Source organism: Lactobacillus amylovorus DSM 20531 (genome assembly GCF_002706375.1).
In the GTDB taxonomy this organism is placed as follows: domain Bacteria; phylum Bacillota; class Bacilli; order Lactobacillales; family Lactobacillaceae; genus Lactobacillus; species Lactobacillus amylovorus.
The window spans coordinates 93,594-112,920 of sequence record NZ_CP017706.1; the positions used below are offsets into that span (position 1 = coordinate 93,594).

Consider the following 19,327-nt stretch of genomic DNA (forward strand, 5'->3'; position numbering starts at 1 on the left):
CTATTAATCTATCGCTATTTTAGCAAAGATTATCTTTTAAATATATGGTAGTTGCTGAATTTATGAACAAGCGGAGGAATTTTAGTGGCAAAAGCTAATACTTATGATGATTCTTCAATTCAAATCTTACATGGACTAGAAGCAGTCCGTAAAAGACCTGGTATGTATATTGGTTCAACTGATATACACGGTCTTAATCAACTAGTTTATGAAATTGTCGATAACTCAGTCGACGAAGCGATGGCTGGTTTTGGTAAAGAAATTGATGTAACGATCCATAAAGACAATAGTGTTACTGTAAGAGACTTTGGACGTGGCATGCCTACAGGGATGCACAAGTCTGGTAAGCCAACAATTGAAGTTATCTTAACTGTACTTCATGCAGGTGGTAAATTTACCGAACAGAACTATAAGACATCAGGTGGGCTTCACGGTGTAGGTTCATCAGTTGTTAATGCTCTTTCAAGTTATATGAAAGTAAGAGTGGTTCGTGATGGCAAGGCCTATGAAGAAGAATTTAAAAATGGCGGTCATCCTGTTGGTACACTTAAATGCGTTGGTAAAACCAAAGATAAGACAGGTACAACTATTACTTTCAAACCTGATCAAACTATCTTTTCAACTACTAAGTATAAATACGAGACAATTCAAGAACGAATTCGTGAATCTGCATTTTTACTTAAGGGTGTTAAATTTGTTTTAACAGATGAACGTGAACCAGAACATCAGGATGTTTTCCAATATGATGACGGGATTAAGTCATTTGTTTCCTACCTTAATGAAGGAAAAGGAACAATCAGTGACGTTTTCTATTTTGAAGGAAAACAAGATGGCATGGAAATTGAATTTGCTGGTCAATATAGTGATGGCTATTCAGAAAATTTAGTTTCATTTGTTAACAATGTACGTACTGGGGACGGTGGTACCCATGAATCTGGTGCGCGTAGTGGATTTACTAGAGCTTTTAACGATTATGCTAAAAAGCAAGGTTTACTTGGCAAAAAGGATAAGAATATTGATGGATCCGACTATCGTGAAGGCTTAAGTGCGGTATTGTCAGTAAAGATTCCGGAAGAATTACTTGAATTTGAAGGACAGACTAAGGGTAAGCTAGGTACGCCCCAAGCACGTTCTGCGGTTGATTCACTTGTATATGAAAAGATGTCTTACTATCTCATGGAAAATGGTGAGTTAGCTCAGGAATTGGTTAAGAAGGCTCAACGAGCTAGGGATGCACGTGAAGCCGCTAAAAAAGCTAGAGATGAAAGCAGAAACGGCAAAAAGAGACGTAAGAAGGAAGTCCTTTCTGGTAAACTTACCCCTGCTCAATCACGTAATCCTAAGAAAAATGAGCTATTCCTAGTAGAAGGGGACTCTGCCGGTGGTTCAGCAAAACAAGGTAGAGATAGACGCTTCCAAGCTATTCTTCCTCTTCGTGGTAAGGTCTTGAATACTCAAAAGGCTAAATTGCAAGATATCTTCAAGAATGAAGAAATTAACACAATGATCTATACCATTGGTGCGGGGGTCGGAACAGAATTTAATGTAGATGACTCTAATTATGACAAAGTTATTATCATGACTGACGCCGATGATGATGGTGCTCACATTCAAATTTTGTTATTGACTTTCTTCTACCGCTACATGCGCCCGATGATCGAGAAGGGTAAAGTTTATATTGCTTTGCCACCTCTTTATCGTCTGCAAAAAGGTCGTGGCAAAAAGAGTAAGATCCAATATGCTTGGACTGATGAAGAACTAGCAGAAGACGAAAAGAAAATGGGTCGTGGATACTCCTTGCAAAGATTTAAGGGACTTGGTGAAATGAATGCTGAACAGCTTTGGCAAACAACCATGGATCCTGAATCTAGAATGTTGATTAGAGTAAAAATCGATGATGCCGCTTTAGCCGAGAGAAGAGTAACTACCTTAATGGGCGACAAAGTTGCTGCAAGAAGAAAATGGATTGAAGAAAATGTCAAATTCAGAATGGGCGAAGACGGCTCAATTCTAGAATCTGAAGATGAATAAAGAAGGTTTTTAATTTAATGGCCACAAAAGAACGAATTCGCGAAATGCCCCTTGAACAAGTTATGGGTGAGCGTTTCGGAAGATATTCTAAATATATTATTCAAGAACGTGCGTTGCCAGATATTCGTGATGGTTTAAAACCCGTACAGCGTCGTATTTTATACGCAATGTACCAGGATGGAAATACCTACGACAAGCCATTTAAAAAGGCGGCTAAAGCTGTCGGAAACATCATGGGTAACTTCCACCCACACGGTGATAGTTCTATTTATGGTGCTTTAGTTCACTTGTCTCAAGATTGGAAGATGCGTGAACCATTAGTAGAGATGCACGGTAACAATGGTTCAATGGATGGTGATGGACCAGCCGCAATGCGTTATACCGAATCTCGTTTAAGCAAGATTTCAAATATGCTTTTACAAGATATTGATAAAGACACTGTCAATATGGTTCTCAACTTCGATGATACCGAATATGAACCAACTGTATTACCAGCACGTTTCCCTAATTTATTAGTTAACGGTTCAACCGGTATTTCAGCAGGATATGCCACTGAGATTCCACCTCACAATTTAGGAGAAGTTATCGATGCCACAATTTATTTATTAAAGCATCCTGATGCAACTCTTGAGGACTTGATGAAATACGTTAAGGGACCAGATTTTCCTACAGGTGCTATCATTATGGGCACCAAGGGGATCAAAGAAGCATACAAGACTGGTCGCGGTCGTATTCAAGTTCGTGCAAAAACAAGCATTCAAGATATCCGTGGACACCGTCAAGAAATTGTAGCTACTGAAATTCCATTTGATGTTAATAAATCTCTTCTTGTAAAGAAAATCGATGAAATCCGCTTAAACAAGGAAATCGATGGTATTGCAGAAGTCCGTGATGAAACTGACCGTCATGGTTTATCAATCGTAATTGAATTGAAGAAAGATACTGATGCACAAAACATCTTAAACTACTTGTTTAAGAATACTGATTTGCAAGTATCTTATAACTTCAATATGGTTGCAATTGACCACATGACACCAGTTCAAGTAGGGTTAAAGCATATTCTAATTTCATACTTGGAACATGAAGTTGACGTTGTTACTAAGCGTACTAAATTCGATTTAAACAAGGCTGAAGCTCGTTTAGAAATTATCCAAGGTTTAATTCACGCAATGGATATTTTGGATCAAGTAATTAAGACTATTCGTGCATCTAAGAACAAAGCTGATGCCAAGAAGAATTTAATTGCTAAATACAAATTCACTGAAAAGCAAGCTGAAGCTATCGTTTCTTTACAACTTTACAGATTAACCAATACTGATGTAAACGAATTGATTGCTGAACAAGATAAGCTCAATAAGTTAGCTGAAAAATACCGCAAACTTTTGTCTGACCGTAAGACCCTTGAAAAAGAAATAATCAAGGAACTTTCAGCAGTAAAGAAAGAATTCAGCAACCCTCGTCGTACTCAAATCTCTCAAGAAAGTGCCAAAGTTGAAATTGATGAAAAGGCATTAGTAGCTGATGAACAAGTACGTGTCTTGATTAGTCGTGATGGCTATCTCAAGCGCTCATCTATCAGATCATATCAGTCAACAGATGATGCGGATAATGGTTTGCCTGATGGTGACAAGGTAGTTTATGAAAACACACTATCAATATTATCTAATCTTTATCTGTTTACCAACCGAGGCAATGTGATTTATCGTCCAGTTCATGAATTAGTCGAAGTTAAATGGAAAGAAACAGGACAACACTTGTCTCAAGAAATAGGTCTAGATAATGACGAAAAGATCATTCGTGTATTTGTTTTAGACAAGTTAAGCGCAAATATCAATTTCTTGTTGGTTACAAATGATGGCTATATCAAACAATTGGAACTTGCTAACTTGCAGCCTACGAGAACTTACAAATCTCGTGCTATGACCGCAATCAAATTAAAGAATAAGGATAGCCTATTAGTTGGTGTAGATGCCGTTAAACCTGATGCTAAAAAGGAAATTACCTTATTTACTCATCGGGCTTATGCAATTAGATATGATATAAGTGAAATTCCTACATCAGGTTCTAAGGCTGTGGGTGTTAAATCAGCCAATCTTAAAGAAGACGACTATATCGTAAATTATGTATTAGTTGATAATAAATATGTTGATTTAATGCATGTCGGTTTGATTACTCAGCGTGGTGCATTTAAGCAGTTCAAATTAAAATTGGTTAATAAAGTGTCTAGAGCTAAACGAGGCGTCTTAGTATTGCGTGAATTAAAGACTAAGCCACATAGAATCGCTGCCTTGGTACCATATGCTCAAGATCATGTATTGCATATTACAACAACTAGTGATCGTCACGTTAAGATTCAAACTAATGAATATCCTTTAGGCGATCGATATTCAAATGGTTCATTCGTCATCGATACAACAACAGATGGAATCCCAACAAGTATTGAGTTAGGACGACCAATTAGTAGCCAAGATTAGTTTTTTATTATTAATTAGTTTCAACTTAGATATTTATAAATAGTGTTAAGAAGTTTGTTTTGACACTATTTATTTTTGGATAGATAATGAAGATGGTTATGGGACACGGCTTATTATTAAATAATATTTTAGGGAAGAAGATAATTACTATGCCTAAAACAGATACTATACTTTCGGTCAAATCCTTACGTTACTTTTTACAATTGATTGACACCATGAACTACACTCAAGCTGCTCAAATTCTTGGTATCACTCAACCTGCATTAACCCAACAAGTCAAAAAATTGGAATATGCAATTGGTGCTCCTTTATTTGGCCAAATGGGTAAGAAATTGTACTTAACTGAAGCAGGGAAGGAAATGGAGTCTGCCGCAATTGAGCTATTGAGCACTATCAATGGTGTTGTAAGTGACATTCAAGAATACACACAAGCCGACAAGGGTAATATTTCCGTTGGAGTTTTGGATACTCTGCAAGCTGATGTCTTTTACGAATTTCTACGCTTCTTCCACAGAAAATATCCAGAAGTTACTTTTTCAGTCGATTACTATGATAGAAAAGAGCTTTGGCGTAGACTCGACACTAATTTAATAGATCTAGCAATTATGTATTTGCCAGATAACACCAAGAAGGAAGAAACTAATTTGCGTCATCAATACAATCACAATGACATTTCTTCTGATCGCTTAGTTGTTTTAACACACAAGACAACTGTAGAAGCAGGTGAAACTTATCCAGTATCACGCTTCATCAACAGAAAATGGATTGCATATCCAGATGACTTTTACGTAACTCACTTAATGTACGAGCTATTTGGTAAAAAGCACAAACCAGATATTTATATGAAGATTGCTTCTACTAAAGAAATGGTCCAAATGGCAGAAGTAACAGACTACGATACTTATGTTACTCAATCCTACTATGACGCCCACAAAGATGAAATCAGTTTAACTCCTATTTACCTACAAGGAGAGCATGATTTCCATATTTCTTATGTCTACCGTAAGGGTAAGTTAGAAATTCCAAGAATGGAAAATATGCTAAAAGAATTTGAAATGTTCTTGGATAAACGCTTAGATTCTAGTAGACTATTAAGAGAAGTAAAACAAAAATAAAGTTAGAAAAAGAGGCAATTAATTTAATGGAAAAAGAATTCGTTTTCGGACACCAAAATCCAGATACTGATGCTATCGGTACTGCTATTGCATTTTCATACTTGCAAAACAGGTTAGGCTACAATACTGAAGCTGTTGCTTTGGGTGAACCTAATGATGAAACAGCTTATGCTCTTAAGAAATTCGGTTTTAAAGCTCCTCGTGTGATTAAGGAAGCAGCACCCGAAGTTAAGGCAGTTATGTTAGTTGACCACAACGAACCACAACAAAGTGTTTCAGACATCGACAAGGTTAAGGTAACTCACGTAGTAGATCACCACAGAATTATGAACTTTAATACTGCTGATCCTTTGTACTACCGTGCAGAACCTAAAGGTTGTACTTCAACTATCGTTTGGAAGATGTTTAACGAAAACAACGTTGAAATTCCTGAAAAGCTTGCTGGTTTAATGCTCTCAGCTATTATTTCAGACACTTTGCTTCTTAAATCACCAACTACTACTGATGAAGATAAGGAAGCTGTAGAAGCTTTAGCTAAAATTGCTGGTGTTGACTACAAGGAATACGGTTTGGCAATGCTTAAGGCTGGTACTAACATCGACGACAAGTCAGAAGAAGATTTGATTGACTTAGATGCTAAGAGTTTTGAATTAAACGGCCACAATGTACGTGTTGCACAAATCAATGTTGTTGATTTAGCAGATGCTTTGAAACGTAAAGATACTTTCTTGAATGCTATGGAAGCTTCTTCAAAGGACAACAACTATGACATGTTTATGCTTTTAATCACCAACATCCTTGATTCAGACTCAGAAGCTTTGGTTGTAGGTAGTGACGAAACTAAGGCATTGTTTGAAAAGGCATTTAACACAAAGCTTGAAGATTCAGAAGTTAAATTGCCAGGTGTTGTATCACGTAAGAAGCAAGTTGTTCCACCACTTACTGATGCTTTCAACGCTTAATTTAAAGTGGACGAATAAGAGGTAGTTGATATAACTGCCTCTTATTTTTATGTCAATTATGAAAAAACTATTTAACACAATAGTCATTATCAGTACGGCGTTAATGATACTAAGCTTTATCTTGTTTATTATTCATAAGGATAAACTGTCCATAGCCTTATTTGCAACGTTTATCACCATTTGGTATCATTTCTTCATGCGTTGGATTATTGGAAATGTAGTAGGGCCAATGTTATTAGGTGTGAATTCTAACAACAAATGGTTTCATCAAACTAAGATAGAAAATAAATTTTATCGCATATTGCACGTCAAAGATTGGAAAAAGTTTCTTCCAACTTATGACTCAACTTTATTCGATTTAAAAACTCAGAACCTCGACGATATCATAAACAATATGTGTCAGGCAGAGCTTATTCATGAACTAATGTTTATATTTAGTTTGGTCCCAATTGCATTTTCAATTTACTTTGGTGATCTATACATTTTTATACTTACATCAATTGTTGCAATGATGTTTGAACTTTGCTTCATAATCGTACAACGTTATAATAGAGAACGTTTGGTAAAACTAAATACTAAGCTAAAACGTAGACTTTCGCGTTAAATCAATTTTATAGAAAAGAGAACAAATATGGATTACCCACAATTAAACTTAGATAAGGTAGAAGGACCAAAAGCTACCATTAAGACTAATCACGGTGATATAAAAATTCAATTGTTCCCTGAGCAAGCACCAATGACCGTTGAAAACTTTGTGCGATTGGCTCAAAAGGGATATTATGATAAAACAATTTTCCATCGAGTAATCAGCGACTTTATGATTCAAGGTGGAGATCCTGAAGGTAACGGTACTGGCGGAACAAGTATCTGGGATCACCCATTTGAAGATGAATTCTCTCAAGAATTATTTAACTTACGTGGTGCTTTATCAATGGCCAACTCAGGTCCTAATACTAATGGCAGCCAATTTTTCATTGTTCAAAACAAAAATATGCCTAAGCGCTATATTAAACAAATGGAACCAGCCGGTTATCCTGAGGAAATTATTCATGCATACAAGCAGGGTGGTACACCTTGGCTAGACGGTCGTCACACAGTCTTCGGCCAAGTTATTGATGGCATGGATGTAGTAGATGAAATTGCTAAAGTCAAGAAAAACAAGATGGATAAGCCATTAGAAGACGTTGTAATCAATACAATTGATACTGACGGTTCAATTTTGGAAGACTAACAAAATAAGAGCTATTGTCAAAATAATCGACAATAGCTCTTATTTTTCTTTTAGTTTATTTCCTTTAAAAGGACAATGAGTGATTTACACACACGTTCTGCCTTAGCGGCTGGTAATTTTCTTAATTCATTATTTACTTTCTGAATGAAAACAGGCGTATTATTCACTGGACCGTCGGGCTTTATCTTTTTAACGCGATAAGCGTTATTAATGATATCAGGTGTAGTAGTATTCAAAGCTCTTGCAATTGAATCAAGCTTTTGAATACTAATATTTTGATCCTTGGTCCTTTCCAAACGTGAAATAAAATTTACTGAAAGATCACTGAGTTCAGCAAGATCTTCCTGCGTGAGTTTTTGTTCACGTCTTCTACGGGAAATTTCTTCTCCTAAATTAATATTCACAAAGCATTCGATCCTTTCAAACTACTTATATTCTTATGTGTATAGCTTATAAAAAATTAGGTGGAAAATGAATAAACTATTTTAATAGTATTAACTTGTATTATATTAAACATCAATATTGCTTTATTTATTGATTAAGCAAATCTCGTAGCCTCAACCTTTGAGGCTATTCTACCGCAAATAACATCTAATATTGTAAGACTAGTATTGTAAGACTAGGATTTTGAAGGATTGGGGATATTAATGAGTTTAAGAGGAAATTTGCAAGATATTTTTAATAGTGTTAAGCCAGCAGAATCAAGGCAATTAGCTTGTGCTTTAACTTTTTGCGGTGGTTTCATTGACGCTTATACATATATAAAAAGAGGACACACATTATCCGCTGGTCAAACAGGGAACGTAATATTCTTTAGTTCAGCATTGGCTGATCATAATATTCCAGGAATGATCAATCGAGCAAGTACTTTTATAGCATTCACATTGGGATTGCTACTGGTTGGTCTTTTTCATAAATACGTAAAAAGTCACTATTGGAGAGTATTTTGTTTATTTCCAATTTTAATCATCTGTGTAGTTGTTGGATTTCTGCCTAAAAGTGTACCTAATTACTATATAGTGCCAGCAATCGCTTTTGGCTTGGCCGTTCAAAATGCTTCTTTCAGCAAAATTGAAGGTATGGGGTACAACAACGTTTTTACAACTGGTAATCTAAAAAAATCTGTAGTTGCTTGGACCGCGTTTTTCTTTGGTGCAGATAAGAGTCAACATACAGCAGCTGTTAATTACATGATACTAACAATTTCATTTGTGGTTGGAGCAATCGTTTCAGCATTGTTGCAAAAGATTTGGGTTCTTAAAACAATTTGGATTGCGGTTGTATTATTGGCAGCAATTAATTTCATATATCTTTTGGCACTTAAATCAAATAATAAATTGAATTTTAAAAATGAATAGAATATTTAAATCATCTGTCTGTAATGCAGATGATTTTTTAGTTGATCGAAGAAAAGGGATAGCAAATAGCAGAAGAAAATGCTCCTATATATCTGCGTATAATTGATATTATGTAAAGCTATATATCAAAAAACAGCAAATAGACGAAGTGCCTCTAAAAACAGCTCTTAAATTTTAGAATTTATATTTTACTAATTAAACTTTTTATCTCATTTAGTTTATTTAAAAAATAAAAATTAGTTTATTTAAAAAATAAAAATTAACCGATCAATTTTTATTTTTTAAATTTACTTCAGTTACTTTGGCAATTCCGTTTCTTGTTAGTTGCCGTTTACTTTCTATTTAACATTCATTCTCTTTACTCAAAAATCAGATGCTGAGATCGCAATTCTACGGTTAAGTTCATTTATTTTGATCAATAATTAATGAACTAAGGCAACTCATTTTGAATTCATATTTTTATAGAATTGGCATCAGAGATCATATATATTCAAATTCGTCCGGATAGCTCTATTAATTCGGAAACATAATTTATGTATTGATCAATTTGCTGAATAAATAAAACATCACTAGCCATGGTTTGTGAATAAACATAATTAGCAAATTATTTATTAGTAGATTTTTTTATTTGTAGCAAATCTATCGGTTTTAGTAATATCTATTGAATGAACTAATTTAAACGACATATATGTGATATATAGCTGTTATGGCTGCCATAAATACAGAATTATTGGAGCAATTACTAATTGATAGCTAGAATTAGTCAAAATTAATGATCAATAGGAGTTTTACCGTTAATTTGCTAAATATTTCAAGGCTACTTACTAAACCACTATTGATTTACTCAGTCATATTGACTTAACTTAAGATTTTATATATTTTTTATTCTTGCTTTATATAAAACAATAATTTTAATGCTAGCTAAATGAACCTCTCTCGAAAATTGCTGATTTGGCTGCACTTTAAACAAATTCTATAAATTGATATTTGCTTAATTTTATTTATTAAGTTTAATTATCAAATTCCATGCAGTTTAAGTAGAAACCTCGAAGCATTTTTGATCTTTTGGCTTTTTAAATAGCTTTTGTATCTAGCAATATGGCATTCTTCTCCATCAATGAACATTCAGCGCTTATTTTGACTAAATATTTTATCTAATTCATTAATTTTCTATTCAATTATTCGATAATCATCGCCAGTAAAGTCGTATTCTGCGATTATCACTCTCACACATTCATAAATTTAACACCCAAATATCATATATTTACTTTTAATTACGCATTGATTTACTCAAAATGTGTTATTTCTTTATAAATCAAGAAAATCTTATCGTATTTTTTATAAAAGACCAATTTTATTATGTATATTATGCTGATTTAATACTATATTTCACCAAATCTCCCCTCCTCTACGACTAGGGAGCAGGAAAGTAGACAAAAAAGATCAAGGTTTGCCGTTAACGAGCCTTGATCTTTCACTTTTTTGATTTTATATTTTCTCAACTTTAATTAATCGAGCTATTTCATGCACATTGGTATCTGTTAGCGCCTGTATCAGGTCATCATTACTTAAAGGAACTATGCATTGATTATGATTTGCCGCATAGCACTGCAAAAACAAGCGTGTACTGCGACCATTTCCTTCTCTAAAAGGATGCATATAATTCAATAAATCCATCAACTGAGCATAGTCTTCAGCAGCCAATTCATCTTTTTCTTTTTGTAGAGCCAGCACATGGTTGATGTCCTCTTCGGCATAATCGAAACGATTGCAATCGAGAAAAGCCGTATTTCCTTTATAAAAATTACCAGTTCGATATTTACCTGCCCAATCGTATAATGGCATGAATAAAAACTTATTTATCTTGGCAAATGCACTAACATCTTTAATCACAATATTTTGATTTAATAAATAAAGTTCTCTTTGCGCAGTGATTTCAAACTCTTTCTGAGCTAACTCTTGTGCATCCCTAATCCCCAACTTATTAATCAAAGTGCCATTCTCATACAAAGTCTCTTGAATCCAGTCACTCATCTACTTACTCCAAACACCTTGTGGTAATCTTCGCTTAAATCCGGTTTTCCATGCACTAAATCATTAATTTCTTTCTCCGTAGGCTGCCAACCCTCTAGATGATTATTTTGTACTACAAACCGCACTTTCTTATATAAGCTTGGACTAAACACTCTAATCCCTTGAATCATTTGCCCTGAATCATCTATCGCTAACCGCTTTTTATCACTCATCTTGTTCACTTTGTTCACTCTTTCTGTACTAGATATATTATAACAACTAAAAAACTCCTTATGTCTTTTCAACACAAGGAATTTTCGTCTATTTACATATTAAAGATTAAGCCTACAGCAAAAATAAACAAAATGATCCAGATCAGTCCCAAAGCTAACGAAACAGCAATAACTGCTGCTTGAGGCATTTTAGATCTAACAGATACAACTTTGTAGAAAAATATTGGCGAAACTGTCCCGATTATGTTTGAAGCAATGTTATAAAGATAATCAACAAGCGACTATCAATATATAAAGTAGACAAAGCACGCCCCATACAATTCCTCATCCATTTCATAGAAATTGATCGACCATACCTACCCAGAATGAATATTACAGCAAAAATAATAATGGCTTGTACCCAGATGGGGACTAATAGACCATATGCTTTCACGAGCTACTCCTCCTATTTTTTTCTGTCTATTTCCTTTACTAAATGAATCTCGCGGTCAAATAACTTGTGCATCCCTTCATTAAAGTTATGTGCGATAAAGACAATAGTTGCCTTGCTTTGTTTCAATATATCAATTGTAGCATTTTGATCAATTGCACTAGTACCTTCATCAATCAGGATAATGTCACTATCATGTACCTTAGCTCTGGCCAAAACAATTTTTTGTCTTTGACCACCTGAGATATTCAATTTGTCCAAATCAAGTTCTTCATTTAAACCGTCATTGAACTTAGAAATATCTGTGTCAAAGTTGACCTCTTTGACTGCAGTTTCAACTTTACTATCAAGCTTATCATTAAACATAGTAATATTGTCTTCGATTGTAGCTGGAAATACTACTGGATTTTGCGGAATATAACCGATCCTACTTAAGTCAGGAACAATCTCCTGACCATTCTGATCTTTATAAACTACATGAACCTCACTCGGCTTTAATTCTCCTAAGATCAATTTGAATAGAGTAGACTTACCAGCATCTGAATCACCAGTTAACAAGATCTTTTCACCTTGGTTAATCTTTAAATCTGGGAAAGATAAACTTTCACCATTTGGAAAATGTAACTTAAGATCATGAGTTTCAATCGAGGCTGGTACAACGCCTTGTTTGTCCTTGAGCACTTTAACACTACTTGCGGATTGATCAACCTCATCAATCAATTTAGTTGTACCTTTCATTGCACCACGACCAGATGTAATAAGATTAATACCTTGATTAAGATAAAAACGAAAGTTTTCAACAATTAATAAAGCACCAATGGTAATAGTACCTTGTTTGACTAAAACCCCAGCTATGATGAATAAGATTAGGCCAAATAAGGCTGAAACAATCCCGTTAACGGCTTCAAGCAACTTGATATAACCAGTTTGCTTTACATTAGAATCTTCTAATTTCTTTGAAGCATTTGCAGTAACTGAGAACAACTTAGCTCCTGCCATAAATTGTCTAATTTGTTCTAATCCTGATAGCCAGTCATTCAATGTATCTAAATATATTTGATTACTGTCAGAGATCATGATTGGCCTTTTGGAGTGGCTTTTCTGTTAATTTAGGCAAAAGCAATGATACAGCTACCATGACACAGATAACGATCAATAATTGCCAGCTTAACAGAATTAAATAGATTACTACACTAATAATCAAGACAGTACCATAAATTACACCGAACAAGTTGTCAAAGTAATTTTCATTAATTAGTGTTAAATCATTAGTCAATCGATTCTGCATATCAGCTACAGAATGTTGCTTTTGATCATCATAATAGTGTTTGACTATCTTAGCTCTAACTTGCTGATTAAGATCCTGTTGTAGATAATTATCAGTAGTCTGTACTATTGGCAACAGAAAGTTCAAAACAAGCATCAAGATAAAGCTTACAATAGCTATTGCAGTAAATCCTTGCCAGTTTCTTGCTAAGATTACATTCGTTAGGATTTGTGTTAAGTAAGTACCAAAGATGGCCAAGGCGGGTATTATTACTGAACCCAAGACAAACAAAGCAAACCTAAAGGGATGTATTTGAATAAACTGTTTTAAATTCATTTTTCCGCCCCTTCTTTCTTACTCTTTAAGTGAATAATTTGATCAAACTTTGATTGCAATTCTGGAGTAAAGTTATGTGCGATTAACAATATTGTTTGATCTGTTTTAAGTAGTTTATCGATAATCTTTTCTGTAGCGGTTTGATCAATAGCACTAGTTGCCTCATCCATTAAAACAAAAGGCTGTTCATGAATTTCGCTTCTGGCTAAAACAACTTTCTGTCTTTGACCACCTGATAGATTTTCTTTCTTTAAATCTACTTCAGTATCAACACCAGCAGGCATTTTAGCTAAATCAGGCTGCAGCTGAACAGCCTGAGTGACTTCTTTTACTTTACTAGTCAGCTTTTCATTAAACATCACAATATTGTCTTTAATACTTGCAGGAAAAACGATTGGGTCTTGAGGTAAATAACCTACTTTGGCTTCATCTAAAGAAAGAGCTTGTCCGTTTTGATCAAAGAAAGTAACCTGACCGGCTTCAGGCTTAAGCTTACCTAACAGAATCTTAAATAAAGTTGATTTACCTGTACCTGAATCACCAATCAGCAGTACTTTTTGCCCCTTCTTAATTGTAAAGTCAGGGTAAGTAATTTCTTCTCCTTCTTTATACTTAGTTTTTAGTCCTGATACAGCAACACCATAAGCATCTTCTTTTTTAGAATTAATATTTACTTTCTTTTGACGTAACTCAGTGGTTTGTTCACGCAATGCTTTAGTCGATTTAACTTTGGTGATTGCATTCGTGATATCCCAGATAGCTGAAAAGATTGTAAAAGCAAAACTACTTGCAACAGCAAAATCACCGAATGAAATAATATGCATCAAAAACAATACACCGGCTACAACGGACATCCCTATTTGAGATAAAGCATTACCTAACCCATTGATGATCTCAGAAATTGCTTGATATTTATAGTTTTGCTTATTGGCCTTAACATAATCGCCGCTAGCCTTCTGCATTTGTCTAGCTAATCTACCATAAGCAGTATAACGACGTAATTCTTGAAGGCCGCCTAGCCAATGTTCAATCGCATTCAGCAATTTACTGTGTTCCTGATTTACTTTATCCATTGCCATAGAGGTCTTTTTCTCCATTATCTTAGGTAAAGATAAAGTGATAACGGCTAAGATAGCTGTAGTCACAATCAAGATCCAATTCATGCTTATCAGCAAGGCGATCGCAATGGTGATGTTTAGTATACCGCTCAAAATAGTAACCCAAGTGGCTGCATAGTTTGTCGTAAGCAACTTCAGATTTTCAGTTAATTCATTCTGCATATCAGTTAGCTTGGCATCCCCACTACCGTAGTAATAGTGCATAATATCTTGTCTAATCTGATGCAGATAATCTTGTGTTTGTCTGGTAAAAACTACAGTTGCAATTGGCAAAAGCAAAGCAGTAATGATTTCTAGACCCCCTTGAATAGCTTGCCAATAAATAAATGTGTTTAGTTTTCCGGCAGTAATTCCATTTAGAGCATATTTAAGAAAATACTGCGAAAAACTACCAGAAAATGCATATAACACATATAGCACAATGATTAAAATCGAACGCGGAATATTGCTCTTTAAAAGCTCTTTGATTGTCATAGGCTTTTCCTCCAAGATTCCTTTCAAATTAATTAAATAATTATTTATGTTTTAATAATACCCCCTGTTTTTAATTTACAACCTATTTTTACTATATGGTCATTTTTTCTAACTAAGATGCAATTGTTTGATACTAAAGCTATGTGCTATAATGTGATCAACTTTTAAACAGGAGATGTATTCTAAGTGTTTCTTCATAAAAACTTAGGTTTAAGCTTGCGGTTAAACTACTTCCTTTTAACCGTTAAGCGCTACTTACAGCTCGATCCCAAATCTGAAAGTTTGGGGTTTGTTAACTACAATTAAATAGATAACTTTTCCCTGACTTTCAGAAATACTTGTTTTGTCACAGTATTAAATAAGGAACGGGAAAATGTTTAAAGATATTAATAAAAACAAGAACCAAGACGTTGACATATTACTGATTGGACGCATAGCTACCAATATTGCAGACTCGTTGTTTTACATAACCATTCTGTGGTACTTTAAGACTACTTTTCATTCACCAGTAGCTTTATCTTTAATTTTTATAGCTGATTCGGCTATTGATATGTGTGCATTCTTATTTGGGCCGCTGATTGATAGAGTCTATATTAAGAAATTGCTCAAAAGCGTGACAATTGGACAAACTTGTTTAAGTCTAGTTGTTACTTTGCTGTTTTATTTTGAAGATTGTAACCAGATAGTACTTGTTTTATTACTATTAACGTATGTGTCATCTACTATTGGTTCAACGTTAATTTATCCGGCAGAAGAAAAAATCTTACCCTTAATCGTTAACAGGGATAAATTATCTAATGTTAATGGCTTGTTTCAATTGACATATCGAATTTTAGATTTATTTCTTGATGCCCTAGCTACACTATTAATTACCTATCTATCTCTAAGTGCAACGATGATTATTAGCGCATTTGTCTTTGCTACCGCTTTCTGCTTTTATACCAAATTGTATTTGCCTAAGGATTTAATAGTAGCTGAGAAAGATGAGAAATACTTCACTGGTAAATATCTACGTGATTTGCTTAAAGGCTGGCAAGTATTGAAGAATGAAGGCCAAATTCTGCTTTTAATTATTCCTCTTGCAGTAACAAATTTGTTTTATGGTATTGCCTCTGTGGGGATGCCATATTTTGCCAGTCAATATCTAACTAAATCAGCAATTAGTTACGGCGGAGTAGAACTCTTTTCTTCTATTGGTGGCTTATTAGGCAGTTTAATTATTAGCAAGATTGGTATATTAAAACAGAAATTAGAACGCATAGTTGTCATTTGTTTAGGTTTGGCCGGTATTTCTGTAATTTTAGAAACGATGATTGCTAATAGCATCCCTATGCTAATACTTGTTTTCGCACTCAGCAGTACCTTCTGGATTAGTATCATGAACATAAACTTTGAGGTACTAATCCAAGAAAGTTTTAACCTACACATACTTGTCAGAATTGAAACGATCAATAGCAGCATTATCAACTGCATGATTCCTATTGATTCATTTTTAGGCGGAATTATCGTGCAGCGAGTTAGCGCAAGCTTCGCTATTTCTTTACAAGGCATTGCAGAAGTTATTACAGCAGTGTTTTACTTGCTTGTTTTTAATAAGAAAAGTTAATTTAAAAAGAACAATTACTGTCGTATCAAACAGCAATTGTTCTTTTCTTTTATTCCTATTTTTGCAGGGATCCGCATCCCTTTTGTATCAAAAATATTTCAATTATTTCTATAACATTACTAGTCTATTAACAATCAATCACGTCTATTGCCAGTTGGTCTCTACCAATGTAAGCTATAACATATAGAATTTAAACATATTAAGTGAGAGATAAAACATATAGATCATTAACTCTCTCCACCAATCTGGAGGAATTAATTTTGGTAAAAAAGAAAACAATCATCAAATTAGCATGCGCAACTATGTTGCTTAACTCAGGAATGGCTCTCTTCCCTCATCTGGCTCTTGCTACATCCACTGTTCAAGCTTCATCAACTTCTGTTGCTGCTAAGGCATTAGGAATTGACGTTGCCAGTTATCAAAGTGCCGACTTAACTGCTCATGCTAAAGCTGGTTCTCAATTCGCTGTTGTTAAAGTAAGTGAAGGTACTGGCTACCGTAACCCTAAAGGTGCTAGTCAAATCAAGTCAGCAATTGCTAACGACATGATGCCAATGGGTTACCACTTTGCGACCTTTAGTTCTAATGCATCCCTGGCCAAGAAAGAAGCTCAATACGCAATTTCTTCTGCTAAGGCATTAGGTTTACCTAAGGGCTCATACCTTGCTTGTGACTACGAAACTGGTCAAGGGAATATCATTACTAATGGTAAAAGCGTCACTGCTAAAGCGATCCTTGCCTTCATGGATGAAATCAAGGCCGCTGGTTATCAACCACTTCTTTACGCTAGTTCATCAGTTTTACAAAACAACATTAATACCCCATCTATCGTAAAGAAATATCCTAACTCATTATGGGTTGCGGCATATGCTATCTCAGGTCGTGTAGATAAGCCTAACTTTAAGTACTTCCCTTCAATGGATGGTGTTGCAATTTGGCAATACACAGACAACTGGAAAGGCATGTCAACTGATGGTAACGTAGCTATCTTGCCACTATCCATCTCTGGCGCTGCTGTTTCTCAGGCACCAACCAACCCTAACACTAAACATACAGGCACTGTAATGTACAAAGCCTACGTTTACAAACAAAACGGAGAACGTACTGGTGATAGTTACAAAGCCTACAGCTCTATCACTTATTATGGTGGTAAAACTAAGCTCAAGAATGGTAAAAGCGCAATCAGAGTTGGCGAAAACAGATATGTTTTAGCAAGCAACGTTTTAGGTAACTCACGTACCTTTAAGCAAGACGCTGAAGTTTACCAAGGAGACGGTAGTTTAAACAGTAGCTGGAAGACTTACAAGAAAGGTTCCCCAGTTAAGACATACGGCCCTAAGCATTATATTAACAACGAGGCTTACTACAGAGTTGGTAAAGATGCATACGTTAAAGCTGAAGTGTTCAAATAATAAATACGCCAAAAATAAACTAGGAATATAAACCTAGTTTATTTTTGGCATCTTTTATTAATGATAAAATTATAGTATCAAAAGTATTGTGTTTTAGAATTTGGAGAAGAATTATGAAATTAAGGAAAAAGCTAGGTATGCTATTCGGTATAGGAATATTGGCCTTAACCCTATCTTCCTGCAGCAATATTGCCAACTGGGAATTATCAATGCGTTCAAAGATTGGTGCTCTGCCTTTAACTGTATCAACCTATGATTCAAATGGACAAAAGATTGATCAGATTAAGGCAAAATCCGTCAATATTCATACCGACAAGAAGATGTCGCAGAAAGACGATAAAGGTAATGAGGGCTCTAGCGTGATTGACGTTGATTACGGACATAATAGAATGATTCATGTAGGTTCTACTTTAATCGCATATGAAGGCCTTAAAAACTATCAGGACGTCTTTAGCAAGCATACTAATATCAATGATCAAAATCATGCTGTACCAATCTTGAATACCATGTATCAAAACTTTAAAAACGATTGGTCTGGCGATTCTAAGGTTGTCATGATTAGAAGTCAATTAGGGATGCCAGTTGCAGTCTTTGCTGGTAAAAAAGTATCAATTCATAAGAGCGATATGAAGAAATCAACTCAATTTGTAATTGACGGTCATCGTCTATTCGTTTATCGTGCAGATTACACTGTTTACCCTGTAGCCAGTCTTAAGAAATAAAACTTAACATAATTAATAATATAAAAAAAGAGCAAGATATACTTACTCTTTCAACCAATCTTATTCATTAACTAAAGTATTAAATGATTCGTTGGTTTCTACAATGTCACCCATTAGTTGGTTAACCCAATTATTAAGTTTATCATTATCATAGTTTTCAAGGCCACCTTCAGTATCACCGATATCAGCAATACCATTGTTAAAGTCGACCATTTCTGTAATTAACTTTTCTGCAAAAGCTTTAGTTGAACCTGCGAAATTATTTGCAAAGTTGTTAACATCGCCATAAGCATCAGTGATATCGCTAAAAGCTTCAACAGTCTTACCAAATGTATCACTCAAATTATTAATATCTTCTTGAGTTGGAACTGTTAATTCTTCGTCCTCATTATTAAGTTGTTCGTCCAAACGCACACCAATATCGTTTAAAACTAAGTGTCCATCATATAGGCGGTTCAGCAACTTAATACCACTAGGATTTCTTGCTTGAAAGTTTACTTCAATTTCTTCTTCTGCCATAATTTTCATCTCACTTATACGTTTTT

General features: G+C 34.7%; 15 protein-coding genes and 1 pseudogene. 10 read left to right on the top strand and 6 right to left on the bottom strand.

Annotated features, from left to right (window positions below):
• The first annotated feature begins 84 nt into the window (after window positions 1-84).
• The 6 genes from parE to LA20531_RS00510 all read left to right on the top strand — a co-directional run bounded on the left by parE (window position 85) and on the right by LA20531_RS00510 (window position 7,813).
• Window positions 85-2,031, top strand: coding sequence for a DNA topoisomerase IV subunit B (gene parE, locus LA20531_RS00485; RefSeq protein WP_056940000.1), 1,947 nt, complete (start codon window positions 85-87; stop codon window positions 2,029-2,031).
• Between the two features lie 17 nt (window positions 2,032-2,048).
• A complete protein-coding gene (gene parC / locus LA20531_RS00490) occupies window positions 2,049-4,505 on the top strand; it encodes a DNA topoisomerase IV subunit A (RefSeq protein ID WP_056940001.1) in 2,457 nt (818 codons plus the stop codon).
• Between the two features lie 149 nt (window positions 4,506-4,654).
• Window positions 4,655-5,620: a LysR family transcriptional regulator gene (locus LA20531_RS00495; protein WP_056940024.1), complete on the top strand. Its 966-nt coding sequence runs from the start codon at window positions 4,655-4,657 to the stop codon at window positions 5,618-5,620.
• A 26-nt stretch (window positions 5,621-5,646) separates the two neighbouring features.
• On the top strand, window positions 5,647-6,582 hold the full coding sequence (locus tag LA20531_RS00500) for a manganese-dependent inorganic pyrophosphatase (protein ID WP_056940002.1): 936 nt from the start codon (window positions 5,647-5,649) through the stop codon (window positions 6,580-6,582).
• A 49-nt stretch (window positions 6,583-6,631) separates the two neighbouring features.
• A complete protein-coding gene (locus LA20531_RS00505; protein ID WP_236943767.1) occupies window positions 6,632-7,186 on the top strand; it encodes a glycosyl-4,4'-diaponeurosporenoate acyltransferase CrtO family protein in 555 nt (184 codons plus the stop codon).
• A gap of 27 nt (window positions 7,187-7,213) precedes the next feature.
• A complete protein-coding gene (locus tag LA20531_RS00510; RefSeq protein ID WP_056940003.1) occupies window positions 7,214-7,813 on the top strand; it encodes a peptidylprolyl isomerase in 600 nt (199 codons plus the stop codon).
• A gap of 50 nt (window positions 7,814-7,863) precedes the next feature.
• Here LA20531_RS00510 and LA20531_RS00515 read toward each other — a convergent pair whose 3' ends face one another.
• Complete coding sequence (locus LA20531_RS00515; RefSeq protein ID WP_056940004.1) at window positions 7,864-8,217, bottom strand: helix-turn-helix domain-containing protein; 354 nt, start codon at window positions 8,215-8,217, stop codon at window positions 7,864-7,866.
• A 243-nt stretch (window positions 8,218-8,460) separates the two neighbouring features.
• Between LA20531_RS00515 and LA20531_RS00520 the strand changes: the two genes are divergently transcribed.
• On the top strand, window positions 8,461-9,171 hold the full coding sequence (locus tag LA20531_RS00520) for a YoaK family protein (protein ID WP_056940005.1): 711 nt from the start codon (window positions 8,461-8,463) through the stop codon (window positions 9,169-9,171).
• Window positions 9,172-10,659: 1,488 nt separating this feature from the next.
• Here the strand turns inward: LA20531_RS00520 and LA20531_RS00525 are convergent.
• The 4 genes and pseudogenes from LA20531_RS00525 to LA20531_RS00545 all read right to left on the bottom strand — a co-directional run bounded on the left by LA20531_RS00525 (window position 10,660) and on the right by LA20531_RS00545 (window position 15,042).
• A complete protein-coding gene (locus LA20531_RS00525) occupies window positions 10,660-11,205 on the bottom strand; it encodes a Fic/DOC family protein (RefSeq protein ID WP_056940006.1) in 546 nt (181 codons plus the stop codon).
• Window positions 11,202-11,417, bottom strand: a complete 216-nt coding sequence (locus LA20531_RS00530) for a hypothetical protein (protein ID WP_056940007.1) — start codon at window positions 11,415-11,417, stop codon at window positions 11,202-11,204. Before LA20531_RS00530 ends, LA20531_RS00525 begins: the two co-directional genes overlap by 4 nt.
• Before the next feature lie 445 nt (window positions 11,418-11,862).
• Window positions 11,863-13,450 (bottom strand): annotated as a pseudogene (locus LA20531_RS00540) (ATP-binding cassette domain-containing protein).
• Window positions 13,447-15,042 carry an ATP-binding cassette domain-containing protein gene (locus tag LA20531_RS00545; RefSeq protein ID WP_056940009.1) on the bottom strand — a complete coding sequence of 532 codons (1,596 nt, stop codon included), beginning with the start codon at window positions 15,040-15,042 and terminating at the stop codon, window positions 13,447-13,449. The pseudogene LA20531_RS00540 and the gene LA20531_RS00545 overlap by 4 nt, the downstream one beginning before the upstream one ends.
• A 373-nt stretch (window positions 15,043-15,415) precedes the next feature.
• Between LA20531_RS00545 and LA20531_RS00550 the strand changes: the two genes are divergently transcribed.
• The 3 genes from LA20531_RS00550 (at window position 15,416) to LA20531_RS00560 (ending at window position 18,782) form a co-directional block, all read left to right on the top strand.
• Window positions 15,416-16,648, top strand: a complete 1,233-nt coding sequence (locus tag LA20531_RS00550) for an MFS transporter (RefSeq protein WP_056940010.1) — start codon at window positions 15,416-15,418, stop codon at window positions 16,646-16,648.
• Window positions 16,649-16,908: 260 nt separating this feature from the next.
• Entirely contained in the window at window positions 16,909-18,060 is a 1,152-nt protein-coding gene (locus LA20531_RS00555; protein WP_056940011.1) for a GH25 family lysozyme, read from the top strand.
• 113 nt (window positions 18,061-18,173) lie between these two features.
• A complete protein-coding gene (locus LA20531_RS00560; RefSeq protein WP_056940012.1) occupies window positions 18,174-18,782 on the top strand; it encodes a DUF5052 family protein in 609 nt (202 codons plus the stop codon).
• Window positions 18,783-18,842: 60 nt separating this feature from the next.
• On the opposite strand, the gene LA20531_RS00565 is transcribed toward LA20531_RS00560, so the two are convergent.
• Window positions 18,843-19,301 (bottom strand): hypothetical protein, encoded by a 459-nt coding sequence (locus LA20531_RS00565; protein WP_056940013.1) that lies wholly within the window; start codon window positions 19,299-19,301, stop codon window positions 18,843-18,845.
• Between the last annotated feature and the right edge of the window lie 26 nt (window positions 19,302-19,327).